Annotated in this window: 12 protein-coding genes; all 12 read right to left on the bottom strand. The window is 59.2% G+C overall.

All coding sequences use genetic code 11. The annotated features are described in order from the left end of the window. Positions 1-180: 180 nt before the first annotated feature. On the bottom strand, positions 181-1,050 hold the full coding sequence (locus tag VQ071_RS15205) for a carbohydrate ABC transporter permease (RefSeq protein ID WP_340514919.1): 870 nt from the start codon (positions 1,048-1,050) through the stop codon (positions 181-183). Continuing rightward, positions 1,047-1,970, bottom strand: a complete 924-nt coding sequence (locus VQ071_RS15200; RefSeq protein ID WP_340514917.1) for a carbohydrate ABC transporter permease — start codon at positions 1,968-1,970, stop codon at positions 1,047-1,049. The genes VQ071_RS15205 and VQ071_RS15200 overlap by 4 nt, the downstream gene beginning before the upstream one ends. 93 nt (positions 1,971-2,063) lie before the next feature. Next, positions 2,064-3,380, bottom strand: a complete 1,317-nt coding sequence (locus VQ071_RS15195; protein ID WP_340514916.1) for a response regulator — start codon at positions 3,378-3,380, stop codon at positions 2,064-2,066. 13 nt (positions 3,381-3,393) lie between these two features. After that, complete coding sequence (locus VQ071_RS15190; RefSeq protein WP_340514915.1) at positions 3,394-5,190, bottom strand: sensor histidine kinase; 1,797 nt, start codon at positions 5,188-5,190, stop codon at positions 3,394-3,396. 260 nt (positions 5,191-5,450) lie between these two features. Then, a complete protein-coding gene (locus VQ071_RS15185; protein WP_340514914.1) occupies positions 5,451-6,650 on the bottom strand; it encodes an Rpn family recombination-promoting nuclease/putative transposase in 1,200 nt (399 codons plus the stop codon). A 494-nt stretch (positions 6,651-7,144) separates the two neighbouring features. Beyond that, complete coding sequence (deoC, locus tag VQ071_RS15180) at positions 7,145-7,837, bottom strand: deoxyribose-phosphate aldolase (RefSeq protein WP_340514913.1); 693 nt, start codon at positions 7,835-7,837, stop codon at positions 7,145-7,147. A gap of 67 nt (positions 7,838-7,904) precedes the next feature. Further along, the gene (locus VQ071_RS15175) at positions 7,905-8,855 is read right to left on the bottom strand and encodes a sugar-binding transcriptional regulator (RefSeq protein ID WP_340514912.1); all 951 of its coding nucleotides are present in this window, start codon (positions 8,853-8,855) and stop codon (positions 7,905-7,907) included. Positions 8,856-8,910: 55 nt separating this feature from the next. After that, entirely contained in the window at positions 8,911-9,843 is a 933-nt protein-coding gene (locus VQ071_RS15170) for a cupredoxin domain-containing protein (RefSeq protein ID WP_340514911.1), read from the bottom strand. A gap of 30 nt (positions 9,844-9,873) precedes the next feature. Then, positions 9,874-10,785: a TIGR03943 family putative permease subunit gene (locus VQ071_RS15165; protein ID WP_340515145.1), complete on the bottom strand. Its 912-nt coding sequence runs from the start codon at positions 10,783-10,785 to the stop codon at positions 9,874-9,876. 20 nt (positions 10,786-10,805) lie between these two features. Continuing rightward, on the bottom strand, positions 10,806-11,885 hold the full coding sequence (locus tag VQ071_RS15160; protein WP_340514910.1) for a permease: 1,080 nt from the start codon (positions 11,883-11,885) through the stop codon (positions 10,806-10,808). Between the two features lie 21 nt (positions 11,886-11,906). Next, complete coding sequence (locus tag VQ071_RS15155) at positions 11,907-13,133, bottom strand: HupE/UreJ family protein (RefSeq protein WP_340514909.1); 1,227 nt, start codon at positions 13,131-13,133, stop codon at positions 11,907-11,909. Positions 13,134-13,300: 167 nt separating this feature from the next. Then, positions 13,301-15,963 (bottom strand): S-layer homology domain-containing protein (locus tag VQ071_RS15150; RefSeq protein WP_340514908.1); only part of this gene is annotated, 2,663 nt, incomplete at its 5' end.

Below are 15,963 nucleotides of genomic sequence, written 5' to 3'. Positions count from 1 at the left end.
CTCGATATGGATTGATTGGTTACACGCTCATCATAATGGAGGCGTTTGCATCCGGGCGATGTGCATTCCTACTTCGATTGTGTGCAGGTTTACGATCCGGCCATGTGCGTAATATCGCACATTCGTGCAGCGTAGAAGCGCACATGACGGATGCACATAAGCCTCTTCGGACAATCTCGCTTACCCCTTGACGCCGCCCAGATGCAGGCCGCGCACGATGAAGCGCTGGAGGATCAGGAAGATGACGATCGGCGGAATCATGATCATCGTCAAGATCGCGAAGCGGATGTTGAGGTCGAGCCGTCTGGCGTCGATGACAAACTTCTTGATCGCCGTCGCCAGCGGATAATGCTCGCCCCCCATGACCATGCCCGGCCAGAACCAATCGTTCCAGGAAGTGGCGAAAACAAATATCGCCAGCGTCGCGAAGATCGGCAACGACAGCGGGAACGCCAGCTGCCAGAATACACGGGGCTCGGACGCCCCGTCGACGCGGAATGCCTCGAACAGCTCCTGGTTGATGCCGTCGAAGAAGCTCTTGAGCAGCAGCAGGTAAAACGCATTGGCCCCGGCCGGCAGCCAGAACGCCCAGAACGTGTTCATCAGGTGCAAATCGCGCAGGTTGATGAAGTTCGGAATGATGTACGTCGTCGGCGGAATGAACAGCGTCGCCAGGAAGAAGTAGTACATGGCCTTGCGATACGGCCAATCCAGACGCGACAGGCTGAACGCCGCGAAGCCGATGACGATGACAGTGACGACCATATTGCCGACGAAGATGAAGAGCGTATTTTTCAAGTACATGGTCAGGTCGATGAAGCCCCAGCCCTTCTTGTAGTTGTCGAAGTGCCATTCCTGCGGCAGAAAATGCGGCGGGAAGCTGTTGACCTCCACGTTCGCCTTCAGCCCGTTGAGCAATGCGGCGGCGATCGGGTACAGCATGCTGAGGCACATGACGGCTACAAGGATGCACATCAGGATGTAGACCGTCTTGTTCAGCGGTTTTTTCATATCGTAGCTCGAGATAATGCCGCGCTCTGCGTTTTTCATACCGCATTCCCCCCTCTGTTCGACAGCCGGTGCTGAATGACGGCCAGCACGCCGAGGACGAGGAACATGAGCACCCCGAGCGCCGAAGCGACGCCGTAGTTAAAGCTGTTGAAGGCGTACTTCACGATGTACAGTGCGTACGTCAGCGTCGTGTTATTCGGTCCGCCGTCGAGTAAAGCGAGCTGGGACTGATAGCCCTGGGAGGTGCCGATCAGCTGGAGCAGCAGCATGAGACCGATCTGATTGCGGATGGCCGGCAGCGTGATATGCCAGATGCGGCGCCAGACGCCCGCGCCGTCGATCTCGGCAGCCTCGTACCAGTCGCGCGGGATGCTGAGGATCGCGGCCAGATAGATGAGCATCGCGGAGCCGAATTGCTGCCATGTCTCCATGATGACGATCGAGATCATCGACCAGCTCTTGTCGGTCATGAAGCTGATCGGGGCAATGCCTAGCTTCTTCAGCACTGCGTTGAACGGTCCGACCGAATCGTACAGCCAGCGCCACAGGCCGTAGAGCACGACGACCGGCACGACGTACGGCAGGTACGCCGCGACGCGGGCGAACCCCTGGAAGCGCCTTAGCTCGGATATGGAGATGGCGAACAGGATCGGCACCCAGAATCCGATGACGATACACAAAAACATATAATACAGCGTGTTCTTCACGGCTGTCCCGACGTCAGGGTCCTTGAAGATCACCTTGTAATTGTCCAGTCCGACATAGGAATTGCCCTTGACGAAGTCGATGTGGTAGAAGCTGAACACGATGCCCTTGACGATCGGCAGCCACAGGAACAGCAGGAAAATCGCCACGGCAGGCAGCACGAAGGCATAGCCCCAAGCGTATTTTTTCCATCTTCCCCGCGGTTTGGACGCGTCCGCGCTCAGCGGGCCGGCTACGGCGGTTGTCTGATTCATACGGTCTCCCTCTTTCTTTGTGTGCCTCCTCCCTATTGTAGAAAAAGGGTCCGCCGCTGAATATGTGCGTATCTATTCGGATCGTGAGTGATCTTACTTCTTCAGCTCGCTGGGCGTAATTCCATAGTATTTCTTGAATATTTTGCTAAAATGTTCCGGCGATTCGTAGCCGACGCGCTCGGCGATCTCATAGCGCCGCAAGTCCGTCTGCTGCAGAAGCCGCTTGCTCTCCTCCATCCGCAGCTTGATGACGTATTCCCATAGGTTGAAGCCCGTGTTTTTTTTGAAAAGGTAGCTTAAATAGTTCGGACTGACGTGATTCCGCTGGGCCACCTCGTGCAGTGTAAGTCCTTTTTGCGCATAATTTTGCTGAATATACGCCATCGCCTTCTCCACGATCTGGTTGTTCTGCTCCGTCCATTCTTCTTCAGTCGGCTCCTCGCCGAACAGGCTCCACTTGAAGTCCCCGTAGTAGAACACATGATGGTCCTTGTGCTGGCGGTTCCACAGGATTGCCTTGCGGGCTTGCTCGCCGAGCGCGGGGAGGAAGGCTCCGCCCTTCAGAATCTGACTGATGCCGACGACACAGGGCAAGTTCAGATACTTCGTAATATTGTGATGGAGGCTGCGGCCGATCATCTCGAGCTGGCTCATCTTGTCGACGCTGGAGTCGCCGAACGCTTCGTCATCCCATTGAATGACGACCGAGATCTCCATACTCGGCGTGTAGAAGGCGTCGTGATGCCAGTCTCTGCCGAGCAGCTCGTTAACGATGTTGAGAGCGGCATACTGCAGAAGCTTCTCGTCCTCGCTGCCGTAACGGCGGCCCGACTGCTCGCGCTCCGGATCGAGCTTCACCTTGATCGCGGCGAAGTAAGGGCCGGCCAACCCGAGCTCGCCTAGCTCCGAATCCGGCAGCACCGCCTCTTCCCCCGACAGTACCGCGTTCAGCCGATCCGTACGGTGCTGCCCCGGGGTCTCCATATGAAAATGCTCGCGGAGCTGGGACAGCAACTCGTCCTCCGCCGGAATCGGCTTATCCATATGAAGCAGCACGCTCCGCACCGAATCGAGGAACTGCTCGCTCTTGATCGGCTTGATGATATAGTCCTTGGCGCCGAGCTTGATCGCCAGCTGCGCATATTGGAACGTCTCGTGCGCGGAAATGACGATGGCCTGCACCCAGGGCTTGAGGATCTTGGCCTGATGCATGAGCTCGATGCCGTTCATGGCGCCCATCTGAATGTCCGTGATGAGGAGATCGATGTTCTCCATCCGGAGGTAATCGAGCGCTTCATGACCGCTCGTAGCTGTATAGATGTCCTGAATATTCAGGCCAGAAGATTGCAGAAGATTGCTCAGCCCTTTGCAGATGAGCGGTTCGTCGTCGACGATTAAAATGTTGTACATCCGTGCTCCTCCTCTACTCTTGGCGCTGAATCGGCAAGATGACCTCAGCGACTGTGCCGCCGCCCTCGCGGGCCCGGTACGCCAGTCCGTAGTCCGGACCGAATTGCAGGCGAATGCGCTGCTGGACGTTCCGGATGCCGTAGCCGCCGCCCGGGCTCTCTCCTTCGGTATCGAGCAGCCGCCCGATCGCTTCGTAGTCGGTCTCCTTGTAGCCGTTGTCCTCGACGCGAATGACGACGCCGCGCGGCTCCAGCCGCGCGCTGACCGCGATCTCCCCGTCTTCGCCCATGTTCCGCACGCCATGGATAATCGCATTCTCGATCAACGGCTGGATCGTAATCTTCGGGATGAGATTCGCGAGCGTCTCGTCCTCAATGTCCCAGCTCACCGCAAATCCGTATTCGTAACGCTTCTGCTGCAGGCTCGTATACGCCTTCGCATGGGCCAATTCCTCCTCCAGCGTGATCAGATCGCGTCCGCGGCTGAGCCCGATGCGCATCAGCTGCGCGAGCTCCTTGATCATCTCGCCGGATTCGGATGGCCCCTCGAGCGTGCTTTTCCAATAGATGCTCTCGAGCGTATTGTACAGCAGATGCGGGTTGATCTGCTGATAAAGCAGCTGCAGCTGCGCTTCCTTCTGCTTGATCTCCAGCAGGTAGCGGTCCTCGATCAGCGAGTTCAGCCGTCCGGCCATGCCGTAGACCGAGTGCATGAGCACGCCGACCTCGTCGTTGCGGCCCTCCGCGGGCTGCTCGGGCACCTTTTTGCCCGGCACGTACGACCTCGTAAATACGGCGAGCCGCTGGAGCGGCGTGAGCAGCGAGCGCCAGAAGTAGGCCATGACGATGATGCAGAAGACAAAGTAGACGATCGAGATCAGTTGAATGACAAACTTTAATTCGTTCTGCTGCTGAAGCAGCGAACGTGTCGGAATCTTGTAGATCAGCTTCTGCTGCGTCAGGTACTGATAGCTCTGGACGTAGATGTATCCGTCCGTGATCACGCCGGTCAGCCCCTCTACGTCATCGCCGGCGCGAAGCTGCTCGGGCAGTTGGAGCCGGTCGCCGATCGGTCCGGCGGACGAAGCCAGCACCCTGTCGCCGTAGTCGGTGAGGTAGATCTCACCCTTGTCGGGGAGGGAGACCGAACGCATCGACTCCACGAGCTTGCGGTTGATATTCGTGGCGACGAGGACGCCGACGACCTCGTTGCCCTGCGACGTGCTGTACACCGCCCGTACGTAAGCAAGCGTGTCCGGCCGTGAGGACGAGCCCAGATCCTTCATGATGCGAAGGTAGCCCTTGCCGTGCTTGCTCAGAATCTCGTCGATCCATTCAGGCTTCTGCTTGTCATTGTAAAAGTAAACGCCGCCCACCGCCTTGAACTTGGAGGAGGGCGTCGGCGCGAAGTTGTACCGGTTGTTCGGATCGTAGGCGTAGAGGTAGTAATAGACCGCTTCGCCGCCGTTCACCCCCATCGAATAGGAGGAGAGCAGCTTGTCGGCGTCGGCGTACTGACGGACGCGGTCCGCAGTATCGCCGCTCATCGGATTCAGCGACTGGATGAGCGTGTGCTGAATCAGCGTCGTCATCACCCGGTTGACCGTATCCATGTCGCGGTTCATGAGCGACAGATTCTGCTTGTTCAGCTCGGCGTATGCGCTCGTCACATGCTGCTTGAGAATTTCTTCGGCCTTTACATTGGCGTACCAATTCAGCGCAAATACGGGACTGACCAGCAGCAAGAACAGAAGAATCAGCTGCTGCTTGACCTTCATTCTCGTGAGCGGATTCGTTAGATGAAGCTTCAATGCCGGCACCCCCGTCTTTCAATCGCTTCATTTAGTATGGCGGATCGGCCTCGTCCAAGTGTATGCGTCGGTGCAGATTGCGTGGAACCGCGCCTGATATTCGTAAATATGCACACGATAGTTCCTTTATTGTAAGTGCGCTTTTGGCCCATCGTCCATGCCTTTTAAGATGACCTCGGCGACAGGCGCCGGGCTATAACAAAGAACAGGCCGCCGAGGCAGCCTGTCGGGTAAAGTATGAATGCGCAAGCTCGCCAAAATTAATCTGCTAACGCCTCCGGGGCAAGCCCCGTCATCCGCGCGACCTCCTCCAGCTCCATGCCGCTTTGCAGCAATCTTCGGCCGGTCTCCAGCAGTCTCGCCTGCATGCGCTCTTTTTCCGATTGAAGCGTCTCGGCCTCGGACTTGAGCGTCTCGGTCTCGGACTTGAGTGCCTCGGTCTCGGACTTGAGCGTCTCGGTCTCGGACCTGAGCGTCTCGGTCTCGGACTTGAGCGTCTCGGTCTCGGACTTGAGCGTCTCGGCTTTGGACTTGAGCGTCTCTTTTTCGAGCTTCAGTGTCTCTGTCTCCTGTCTCAACGTCTCGGTGGCCGTTTTCAGCATCTCCGTCTGAGACTTCAAACCGTCCTTCTCAGCCTTTAAGGTCGCCGTCTCAGCCAATAGCTGCTCCATCTCCGCCTTGTAGGCCGCGTCATCCATCATGGTCTTGTGCCACGTCTCGTACCTGGCCCACACCTTCGGATCGCGGCTCATATCCTCCCACCGCTCGAACGCCTCCATCAGCTCCGCATCCTTGCTCATCGCGATCGCCTCCAGTTCCTTCATCAGCTTCATCTGCACTTCTCCGGCCTGCACTGCGCCGAGCAGCAGCAGCCAGCGGCTCTCCGGATCGGCCCAAGGATCTGCCTGGCTGCTCGCGGCCCGCTTCAGCAGCTTCTGCAACTCGATGACATGCAACTCGATCACGTCGGTCAGCGGGAAATGTTCCTCTCTCTCGTAGAGCCCGAACACGCTGTGATATCGCTCGGTCCGGGGCAGCATGTCCACGTTCGAGATGAGGATGGATATCGTGCGGCGAAGATCCGCATACGGCCTGCCTTTTTCCATTTGCTTGGCATAGATTCGGCTCCAGTAGTAGAGCTGCCGCTTGGCCAGATGCGGGCTGCCCGTTACCTGAATCTCGACGTTCGCCAGCTCGCCGCCATTCATCCGCGCCAGCAGATCCACTACGGCCTTCTTGTCCCCTTCATGCTCCCGCTCGAGATCCGTGTTCAAGATGGTCGCAGAAGTAATTCGCGCCTCCGCCGTCAATCCCAGCAGCGCATTCAGAAACGCCACCAGCACCGCTTCGCCGTCCGGCTGTCCGAACATGCGCTTGAACGCAAAATCCGCCTTCAAATCTACGTACGTCCTCGGCGAATAAACGTCCTTTTCTTCCTTCAGTATAACCGATTGCCACATCCCGTCCATCCCCTTTTCCGAATCAGATCGAACACGCCGCTGCTGAATCAAGAGTAAAAAAGGGAACTGGTGTTCTTATAAATTATAACACATGAACGATGCGAATGGTATCGAGAAAGACAAGGAATACCTGCTCTACAGCCGCCGCGGGTGCTATCGCGCAAAAGTGCGGGGTAGAAAGTCTCAGCAGCGATATTTAGTCCGAGTAGCGTTATCCATCATGCAATTTTATGCGGTACGGTCGGGAACACACAGCGCAGTGGAGCACAGCACTGCACACCTAATCGCAGCGTCGCGAAAATAAGAAAAACCGCCGGAAATCATCCCGGCGGTCTTAAACAAAGGGAACAGCTTGGCGCATGCGTTATTGAAAATGTGCGCGGGCGGAAAACCGGAAGCTACGACGCGCCATACCTCGCGTCCTGGCGCCACATCTCGCGTCTCCGTGGCCGCGCGAGATGCATGTGCGCGCCGCCGGGCGGCGGCCGACGCCCTCAGTAGCCCTCTCCCGTACCGCCGGACACGATAGCGACGCTAGAGCTCGCCCCGATGCGCGTGGCGCCGGCCGCGATCATCTCGCGAGCGGTCTGCGCGTCGCGTACGCCGCCCGAAGCCTTCACGCCAAGCGCAGGCCCGACGGTCCGCCGCATCAGCGCGATATCCGCCGCCGTCGCGCCGCCGGGGCCGAAGCCCGTCGACGTCTTGACGAAGTCCGCACCGGCAGCGACGCACAGCTCGCAAGCCTTGACCTTCTCCTCATCCGACAGCAGCCCCGTCTCCAGAATGACCTTGAGCACAGCACGGCCTGCGCAGGCTTCAGCCACGCGCGCCACGTCCCGCTCCACCTCGTCGTACAGGCCCGACTTCAAGGCGCCGACGTTCAGCACCATGTCGATCTCGGTCGCACCCGACGCGATCGCGTCCCGCGCCTCCGCCGTCTTGGCGAATGTGCTCGTCGCGCCGAGCGGGAAGCCGATCACCGTCGTGATGCCCACGCCCGAGCCGGACAGCAGCTCCGCCGCCGGCCCGACCCAGTACGGATTGACACATACGGTCGCGAAGCGGTGCTGCCTCGCCTCCTCGCATAGCCGGACGATGTCGTCCCGGGTCGTCTCCGGCTTAAGCGCTGTATGGTCAATATAGGATGCGAGCAACTCAGGGGCAGGGGACGTCTGGTTGGTTGTCATGCAGTCAGTCTCCTTCGTCTTAAAGGTCTATAAGCAGGTTGATCGTCCGGCTGCCCGGAGTGACCGTTCATCTCTCTAACAAGTATTGCGCCGTATATTGATCGGTAATCAGCACGTTGGCATATTCTCCGCGCAGGGCGCCGTAGATGCCGTCCGCCTTCTTGCGGCCGCCGGCGACGAGCACCGAGCGCTCCTTGAGCTTGAGATCCTCGAGCTCGATGCCGATCGTACGCTCGTTCAGCTCGTCCGAGCAGAGCTTGCCGTCCCGGTCGATATAGCGGGAGCATATATCGCCTGCGCCCCGCTCCCGTATCACAGCCAGATCGTCCTCCGTAAAATAGTTCGCCTTGATGAGCACCGAATCGTCGGTCGGCGAGCCTACGGTGATAACGGCGATATTCGCCTGCTTGCCGAGCTGCAAGATACGCCCGATATGCCGATCCGCCTCGATCGTATGCCGCACGATCGGGTGATCGACGATCGCGGGCAGATGAATGAAGTAAGGCACCGTATGGAACGCCTTGCCGAACAGCTGGACGATCTCGTAAGCGTAGGTGTTCGTCTCCGAATGGCTGACGCCCCCGTTGAGCTGCACGACACGAACATCCTTGAGCTGCCGGTCCTGCAGATGGCAGGCGACATCGTAGAGCGTCGTGCCCCAGGTCACGCCGATCGTATCGCCGTCCTCGACCGTATCGTGCAAGTATGCGGCCGTCGCCTCTCCGAGGTACTTTTTGACGACATTGTCCTCATATTGGGGCACGGGCACAACCACCGCCTTGCGCAGCTTGAACTTGCGCTCCAGCCCTACGGCCAGCGATTCGTTGCTCTCGCGCGGGTCGACGATCTGGATGCGGACGTAGCCCTCGTCCTTCGCCTGCTGCAAAAATCGGGACACGGTCGGCCGCGAGATGCCGAGCCGCTCCGCGATCTCCTGTTGACTGTAATTCAGCTGGTAATACATCTTGGCCGTATCGATCATGCGGGCCAGCCGGTCGCCGCCTGTCTCTGCGTTCATGCGCAACACTCCGTCCGGGATTTGGAACCATCATAATCGATTAGCGGCCTTAAGTTCAACCGTTATTCTCCGAAGGATCTGCGCTTTGCAGCACGGTGAAGGTGCCGGTATGACCGCCAACCTGGAACTCGAAATCCCCCGGCTTCGGGTTTTTAACGAGGAAGATGTTGTCCCCTTTATGAAGCGGGGCCTTCAGGCCGAGCGACGTGGATTCGAAAACCTGGTCCGAAGCGGCGGTGTCTCCGACCTCGATGACGAGCTTCATCATGACGCCCGGCTGAAAATCGATATGGCGCGGATTAAACCCGGCGGCATTCACCTGTACGCGAGCGGTCTGGAGGTCATTCGTCTCGTCGTAAGCGGCGACTGCACTGGCTGCCTGCCCGATCCGTCCGGTGTCGTCCGGCTCGAACCGGGCGAGCAGCGCCGCGCCGGCTACGGCAATCAACGCGAGAGCGGCTGGCGTAAGAACGCCTCCGCTTTTCGATGCGCCTGTCAGTGCGCCTTTCGATTGGCCGGCCTCCTTGGCAGCACCGGCTCCCTTGGCGGCGCCTGCTCCCTTGACGACGGTGGAAAGGCTGGCCCCCTCAGGCTGAGGCCGTGCGCGATGTTCCGAAGCTCGCTGCAGGATGTAGAGCAATGCGACAAATGCCAGATCCGCAGCAAAAACATATCCGGTCGATATATACAAACGGTAACCGCCCGCGATGCCCGCTTCGGCGAGGACGATGACGGTCAGCGCGACGCTCCCCGCCCTGCGAGCGCCGATCCGGTAGAACGCGGCCGCAGCCAACCCTGCCGCAATCGGAATCGAAGCCAGCGCGGCACCGGATATAGCATAATCCAGCGCCTGTACGGCTAAAAATCCCGTCGTCACCCCGGCAAGCGCGGCAACCGCCAGGGCGAAGCGGTACATGGTGTGAACGGACCGAATCGCCCAGATCGAGCCGAACGCGACTAACAGATAGCTGCCCATATATAATATCATACGATCTCCTCCGTCTTTTGGCGGATGTCGTCACAGCTTGGATGCGAACGAGCGATCCGGATAGACATAAGGCACGGCGGCAGGCTTCGCTTCCGTCACGGATTCGGCCAACACCTTCATGACTTCCCGATCTCCGAGGCTCTGGCGCCCGATCGTTCCTTTGACGGTCACCCATTGGTCGTCTTTCAGACCCGCAGCTTGCGGCGCATCTACGATCATTCCATAAGGCGCAATATCCGCGATGCAATGCGTCATCGCCATCCGGCCTACGATGATAAGGCCGTCCGCCAATCCGTCCTGCCTGTACACAAAGCCCGTGATCTCGATCGACTTGCCCTGGAACGGGTCCAGAAATTTGTTGATCGTCTCGAGCTTTTCCAAGAACCAGTCTTCCTTCATCTCGATCATGTCCTGTTGATACAGCAGCATCCCCAGCTTCGCGAAATCGCGATCGTACGCCCTCGAACGGAACATCGCCCGAAGTTCGGGGCTCTCGTCGCCTTCCAGTTCGATCAGCTCTGCGTCTTCTTTGCCGTTGTTGAATGCCGTAGACGCCCCCAGATTCATGCCCTTGCTGTCCGCGATCGTACCGGCAAAAGCCGCGCTCGGCAGCATAAGGCATAACGCCAGCGGCAACACGAATAGTCCGTAGAGACCGGTGACGCGCATCGGCGTCGCAGGCATCTCGTGGCTATGCCCCTCATGGTCGTGGCCGCAAGCGCAAGCCGGTGCTCGTCCGGCAAACGAGCGAACCGCAAAGTATAGTTGGAAGCCGCCCAAGATCAGCAATCCTCCCGCCGCGATCTCTGCGTAAATCACCAGATGCGGCGCAATGTACAGCAAAATATCGCCGGAGAACGTTAAGCGAACGACCAGCAGGGCGAAGCCCCATACGATGAGACCGCGCGCAAGATGGTGCAAGGCTTCCGGATTCCATATCATCGTCTTCAATCGAAGTCGCCTCACTTCAGTGCAATGTAGGGGAGAATCCACGAGCCAGCAAGCACCAGCACGGTCACGCAGGCCGCCAGCAGAACGACGAACTTCGTCTTGAAGACGGCCAGCATCATAATCAGCCCCTTCAGGTTCATCATCGGCCCGAATACCATGAAGGCGACGAGCGAGCCGGCGGAAAACGTAGCGGCAAAAGACTGGGCGACAAAAGCGTCGGAGGTTGAACAGAGCGACAGCACGAAGCCCAGCCCCATCATCAGAACATTCGAACCAAGCTCTCCCTGGCCGAGCTTGACCAACATCGCATTGGATACGAACGTCTGCAGCAGGCCGACCAGCGCGGCTCCAATCAGCAAGTACTTGCCCATGTCGAAAAACTCATTGGCCGCATGTCCCATGACATCCTTCGTTTTCCCCGCGATCATGGAACGAATGGCCCTCCTGCCGTGCCCACCATGAGCCGGACTTGTATGATGGTCGTGTGCGTGTCCGCGATGGTCATGTGCGGCGACGGACGGCCCGCGTTGGCGAAGCGGATCTCCTCTATAGCCACGATAGACGATCAGGCCGACGATCAGCGCAATCGCGAATGCAAGCCCCATCCGGGTGTAGGCGATCTCGGGACGGCTTCTGAACGCCATAAGCGTCGACCAGAATACGATCGGATTGAGGATCGGTCCGACGAGGATAAAGGTCGAAGCGACATAAGTCGGCATGCCTTTGCGGATCAGATTCCGAATCGCGGGAACCATGCCGCACTCGCATATCGGAAATACAATTCCGAGTACGGCCGCCGTTAAAATACCGAGGACCGGATGGCGTGGGATGAATCTGCGGATCATCTCGTCCGTCACGAAAACATGCAGAAGCGCCGCGATCAGCACGCCGATCAATATAAACGGAAGCGCTTCGAGCAGAATGCCGACGAACAGCGTTTTAAACAGCTGCAGCTTGGCGTCGTGCAGCAGGCGTCCGGGCGATTCCGCCGTTACGAAGTACAGTCCGGCTATGCACGCAAGGCCGATCAGTGCGGCGAGGTTGGAGCGGGAAGCAGCTGTTCTGCGGTCTGCCGCCGTCGTTGCATTCATGTCGCGTCACTCTCCTGTTGTTTAGCCGAATGTCCGCTCGATCAGCCAGAGGCCGCCTAGCAGCAGGGCCAGGCTCGAAGCCGCATAGACGATCTTCCTTGCATGCTTGTACCGATGCAGGGCGTACAACAAAGGCAGGCAGATCGCGATCAGTCCCAGCTGGACGGCCTCGATGCCGAGATTGAAGCTCACCAGATCGACACCCAGACTCGCCCTCGGCAGGTGCATCGCAACCAGAATATCCGCGAATCCCATACCATGAATCAGCCCGAACAAAAATGTCAGCACCCAGCGGTATCGCACCTGCGGGCGGATCATGTTGTCGACAGCGACGTAGCAGATGCTGAGCGCGATGAGCGGCTCCACGATCCAGCCGGGGACGGAGATCCAGCCGAGTACGGTCAGCGTCAGCGTGAGGCTGTGCGCGACGGTGAACGCGGTGACCATCGCCGCATACTGCTTGAACGACTGCCGTGCGATAACGAGCGAGAATAAAAACAGGAGATGGTCGTAGCCGCCCAGGATATGGTTCATTCCCAGCTTGAAAAAGCTGAACCAGCCGGACAAAGCACCGCCGGAGGCATGCGTGCCGGCACTCTGCCCCGTGTTCCCGGAGTCTGAACTCGTCGATGGTACGTTTGCGGGTTCATCCGCGCTGCCCGGCGACGCCAGTGCCGACAGATTCGCGGGCAGCGCTCCGTATTCCTCGTCGGTCATGCGCAGCGACCAGGTCCGATCCGATCCCGACAGTGCCGCGGTACTTTCGCTAGAACCGTATTTTACCTTGAGGAGGTTCACGTAATTGGTCTTTTTATCGTCCCGGTAAAGCGTATCCGTCAGGGATACCGTACCGTCGTCCGCGAGCGAAGGATAGATCAGTTCCAGGATGACGCTCGACGCGTCGCCTTTGCGCTGAAGCGTATAGCTCTCTATTTGCGACCACTCCCGCCGGGCGCCGCCCGATTTAAGCACAAGATGCTTTTTCAGTATTTCGGCGAACGGCTCCTTCACGGATTCGAACTCCGTTTGATCGAGCATCTTGTCGTCGTTCGCGTCGCCTCCGGCCCACTCGATCACGGACAGCTCGTCAATGGAATACTCCAGACGAAGCTCCGCCTGCGTGATCGTTAACGTCGAATAACTGGCGCTGTAGGCGTGGGCAAACGCGGAATTGCCGAAGGGCAATAGTGCAAATGCAAATACCGCAATCGCCAAAGCGAATCTGAAGACCGAACCTTGCTTGATCATCATGAGGGCCTCCCCGAAGTCATATCATCGTCATACCAACGCCCAACAATAGGTTCACAGCACAGTAGGATCGCTGCCGGCTATGAATCTATTGTTCGAAGTTCGTATGCGCCAAGGCCGGGATGCCACTCCTTCGAATGGCATCCGGTCCCGGTGCTTCCTATCCTTTATTGCGAAATGAGGTTAAAGATCGCTTGTGCGGCTTCTGCGCGGGTGGCCGTGCCCTTCGGAGCGAACGTCCCGGAGGCGCGCCCTTTGAGCAGTCCAAGCGCGGAGGCCGCGGCCACGTCTTGCTTGGCCCATGCGGCAATGCTGTCCCCGTCGGCGAAAACCGTGCCGGCAAGTCCTTCGGCGTTTGTGCCCGCATGAAGCACCTTGTACGCCTTCACGAGCATCGAGGCCATTTCTTCGCGGGTGATTCGTCCGTTCGGATCGAATACGTCCGCGCTCTTGCCGGATACGATTCCGGCTTTTACAGCTATTGCGACGCAATCCGCATACCAGGCATCGCTTGCGACATCCTTGAAGGTCATCGCTCCCTTGTCCGTCAGTCCGAGCGTACCGACGAGCAGCTTGGTGAATTCCGCTCTTGTGACGGTGCGGCCCGGCTCGAACGTCGTATCCGTGACGCCCGAGACGATCTGCTTCGCGGCGAGCGAAGCGATCGCGCGTGACGCCCAGAACGTATCGGCTACGTCTGCGAATGTGCGCTTCACTTCCAGTACGGCGTACTTGCTGAAGTGCTTGACTTCGGCCGTCCATACGCCGTTCGCCAGCTTGCCGCCGACGTATTCCAGTTTGCCGTCGTCGCCGATGTAATAGACGCCTGTCAAGTCGTTGTCGGCCCCTGCAAAGGCAGCCAGACTGAGCGTGATCGGAGCGCTGAATCGGCTCAATGTAGCGGTATCGCCGCTCACTCCGCTAGCCTTGAGCGTGAATTCGTACGCTCCGCCGGCCAGCTTGATCTTGCTGCTGCCGCTTGCTGCGCCCTTCGCGATCGTCGCTTCCGCATCGGAAACGGCGATCGGACTCATGCGCAGCTCAACGCTTGCACCTTCACGCGCTGCGGACGGCAGTTGAGCAATCAATTGCGCGATCACCGAGGAAGGGACTTGTACCGTCAGGCTGCCGCTGCTAAGCACGAGCGCCCGCTCGCCTACCGCAGCGAGGGCGTCGGCAGTCAATTTGACATCCGTCGTGTCCGATGCCAACTGAACGATTGCTTTCCCATCTACGGTTTTCACACTGTCCTTGGTAATCGAAATTGTGCCCGCCGGCGTCGGCGTTGGCGTCGATGTCGTTGGAGGCGGCGTCGACGTCTCGCTCTTCGCCGGTACGACGACGCTGATCTCCGCCGTATCCGCCACGGAGGCATCCGATGTGCGTGTTACCGTCAGCACCAGCTTCACTGTTGCAGCAACTGCCGAAGGAACGATCTTACCGTCCAATCCGATGATCGCTTCGTTGCTGCTGCTCTTGATCGCCACCGTGAAGCCGCTTGGCATGCTTGGCAGCGTCAGCTGCGTCGCGTCCTTCTCCGGTGCCGCGATGTCCGCAATGCCGCCGGCGATTTCAGCCGCCGTCTTCTCGACCGGAGCCGTCTCGCTCTTCGCCGGTACGACGACGCTGATCTCCGCCGTATCCGCCACGGAGGCATCCGACGTACGCGTTACCGTCAGCACCAGCTTCACCGTCGCATCAGCCGCCGGAGGCACGATCTTGCCGTCCAATCCGATGACCGCTTCGTTGCTGCTGCTCTTGATCGCCACCGTGAAGCCGTTTGGCATGCTTGGCAGCATCAGCTGCGTCGCGTCTTTCTCCGGCGCCGCGATGTCCGCAATACCGCCGGCGATTTCCGCCGCCGTCTTCTCGACCGGAGCCGTCTCGCTCTTCGCCGGTACGACGACGCTGATCTCTGCCGTATCCGCCACGGAGGCATCCGATGTGCGGGTGACTGTCAGCACCAGCTTCACCGTCGCATCAGCCGCCGGAGGCACGATCTTGCCGTCCAGTCCGATGACGGCTTCGTTGCTGCTGCTCTTGATCGCTACCGTGAAGCCGTTTGGCATGCTTGGCAGCGTCAGCTGCGTCGCGTCTTTCTCCGGCGCCGCGATGTCCGCAATGCCGTCCGCGATTTCAGCCGCCGTCTTCTCGACCGGAGCCGTCTCGCTCTTCGCCGGTACGACGACGCTGATCTCTGCCGTATCCGCCACGGAGGCATCCGATGTGCGGGTGACTGTCAGCACCAGCTTCACAGTCGCATCAGCCACCGGAGGCACGATCTTGCCATCCAATCCGATGACCGCTTCGTTGCTGCTGCTCTTGATCGCCACCGTGAAGCCGTTTGGCACGTTTGGCAGCGTCAGCTGCTCCGCGTCTTTCTCCGGCGCCGCGATGTCCGCAATGCCGCCGGCGATTTCAGCCGCCGTCTTCTCGACCGGAGCCGTCTCGCTCTTCGCCGGTACGACGACGCTGATCTCTGCCGTATCCGCCACGGAGGCATCCGACGTGCGGGTGACTGTCAGCACCAGCTTCACCGTCGCATCAGCCGCCGGAGGCACGATCTTGCCGTCCAATCCGATGACCGCTTCGTTGCTGCTGCTCTTGATTGCCACCGTGAAGCCGTTTGGCACGCTTGGCAGCGTCAGCTGCTCCGCGTCTTTCTCCGGTGCTGCGATGTCCGCAATGCCGCCGGCGATTTCCGCCGCCGTCTTCTCGACCGGAGCCGTCTCGCTCTTCGCCGGTACGACGACGCTGATCTCTGCCGTATCCGCCACGGAGGCATCCGACGTGCGGGTGACTGTCAGCACCAGCTTCACCGTCGCATCAG

This window comes from Cohnella sp. 56, from assembly GCF_037963805.1.
GTDB lineage: Bacteria > Bacillota > Bacilli > Paenibacillales > Paenibacillaceae > Cohnella.
Note: the sequence above shows the minus strand (reverse complement) of the source record. Positions and strands in the feature narration are given on the sequence as shown.

Coding starts and splice junctions, on each gene's coding strand:
- VQ071_RS15170 (WP_340514911.1), bottom strand. CDS start 9,843: ATGATATTATATATGGGCAGCTATCTGTTAGTCGCGTTCGGCTCGATC.
- VQ071_RS15195 (WP_340514916.1), bottom strand. CDS start 3,380: ATGTACAACATTTTAATCGTCGACGACGAACCGCTCATCTGCAAAGGG.
- deoC (WP_340514913.1), bottom strand. CDS start 7,837: ATGACAACCAACCAGACGTCCCCTGCCCCTGAGTTGCTCGCATCCTAT.
- VQ071_RS15155 (WP_340514909.1), bottom strand. CDS start 13,133: ATGATCAAGCAAGGTTCGGTCTTCAGATTCGCTTTGGCGATTGCGGTA.
- VQ071_RS15175 (WP_340514912.1), bottom strand. CDS start 8,855: ATGAACGCAGAGACAGGCGGCGACCGGCTGGCCCGCATGATCGATACG.
- VQ071_RS15205 (WP_340514919.1), bottom strand. CDS start 1,050: ATGAAAAACGCAGAGCGCGGCATTATCTCGAGCTACGATATGAAAAAA.
- VQ071_RS15160 (WP_340514910.1), bottom strand. CDS start 11,885: ATGAATGCAACGACGGCGGCAGACCGCAGAACAGCTGCTTCCCGCTCC.
- VQ071_RS15165 (WP_340515145.1), bottom strand. CDS start 10,785: ATGATATGGAATCCGGAAGCCTTGCACCATCTTGCGCGCGGTCTCATC.
- VQ071_RS15200 (WP_340514917.1), bottom strand. CDS start 1,970: ATGAATCAGACAACCGCCGTAGCCGGCCCGCTGAGCGCGGACGCGTCC.
- VQ071_RS15185 (WP_340514914.1), bottom strand. CDS start 6,650: ATGTGGCAATCGGTTATACTGAAGGAAGAAAAGGACGTTTATTCGCCG.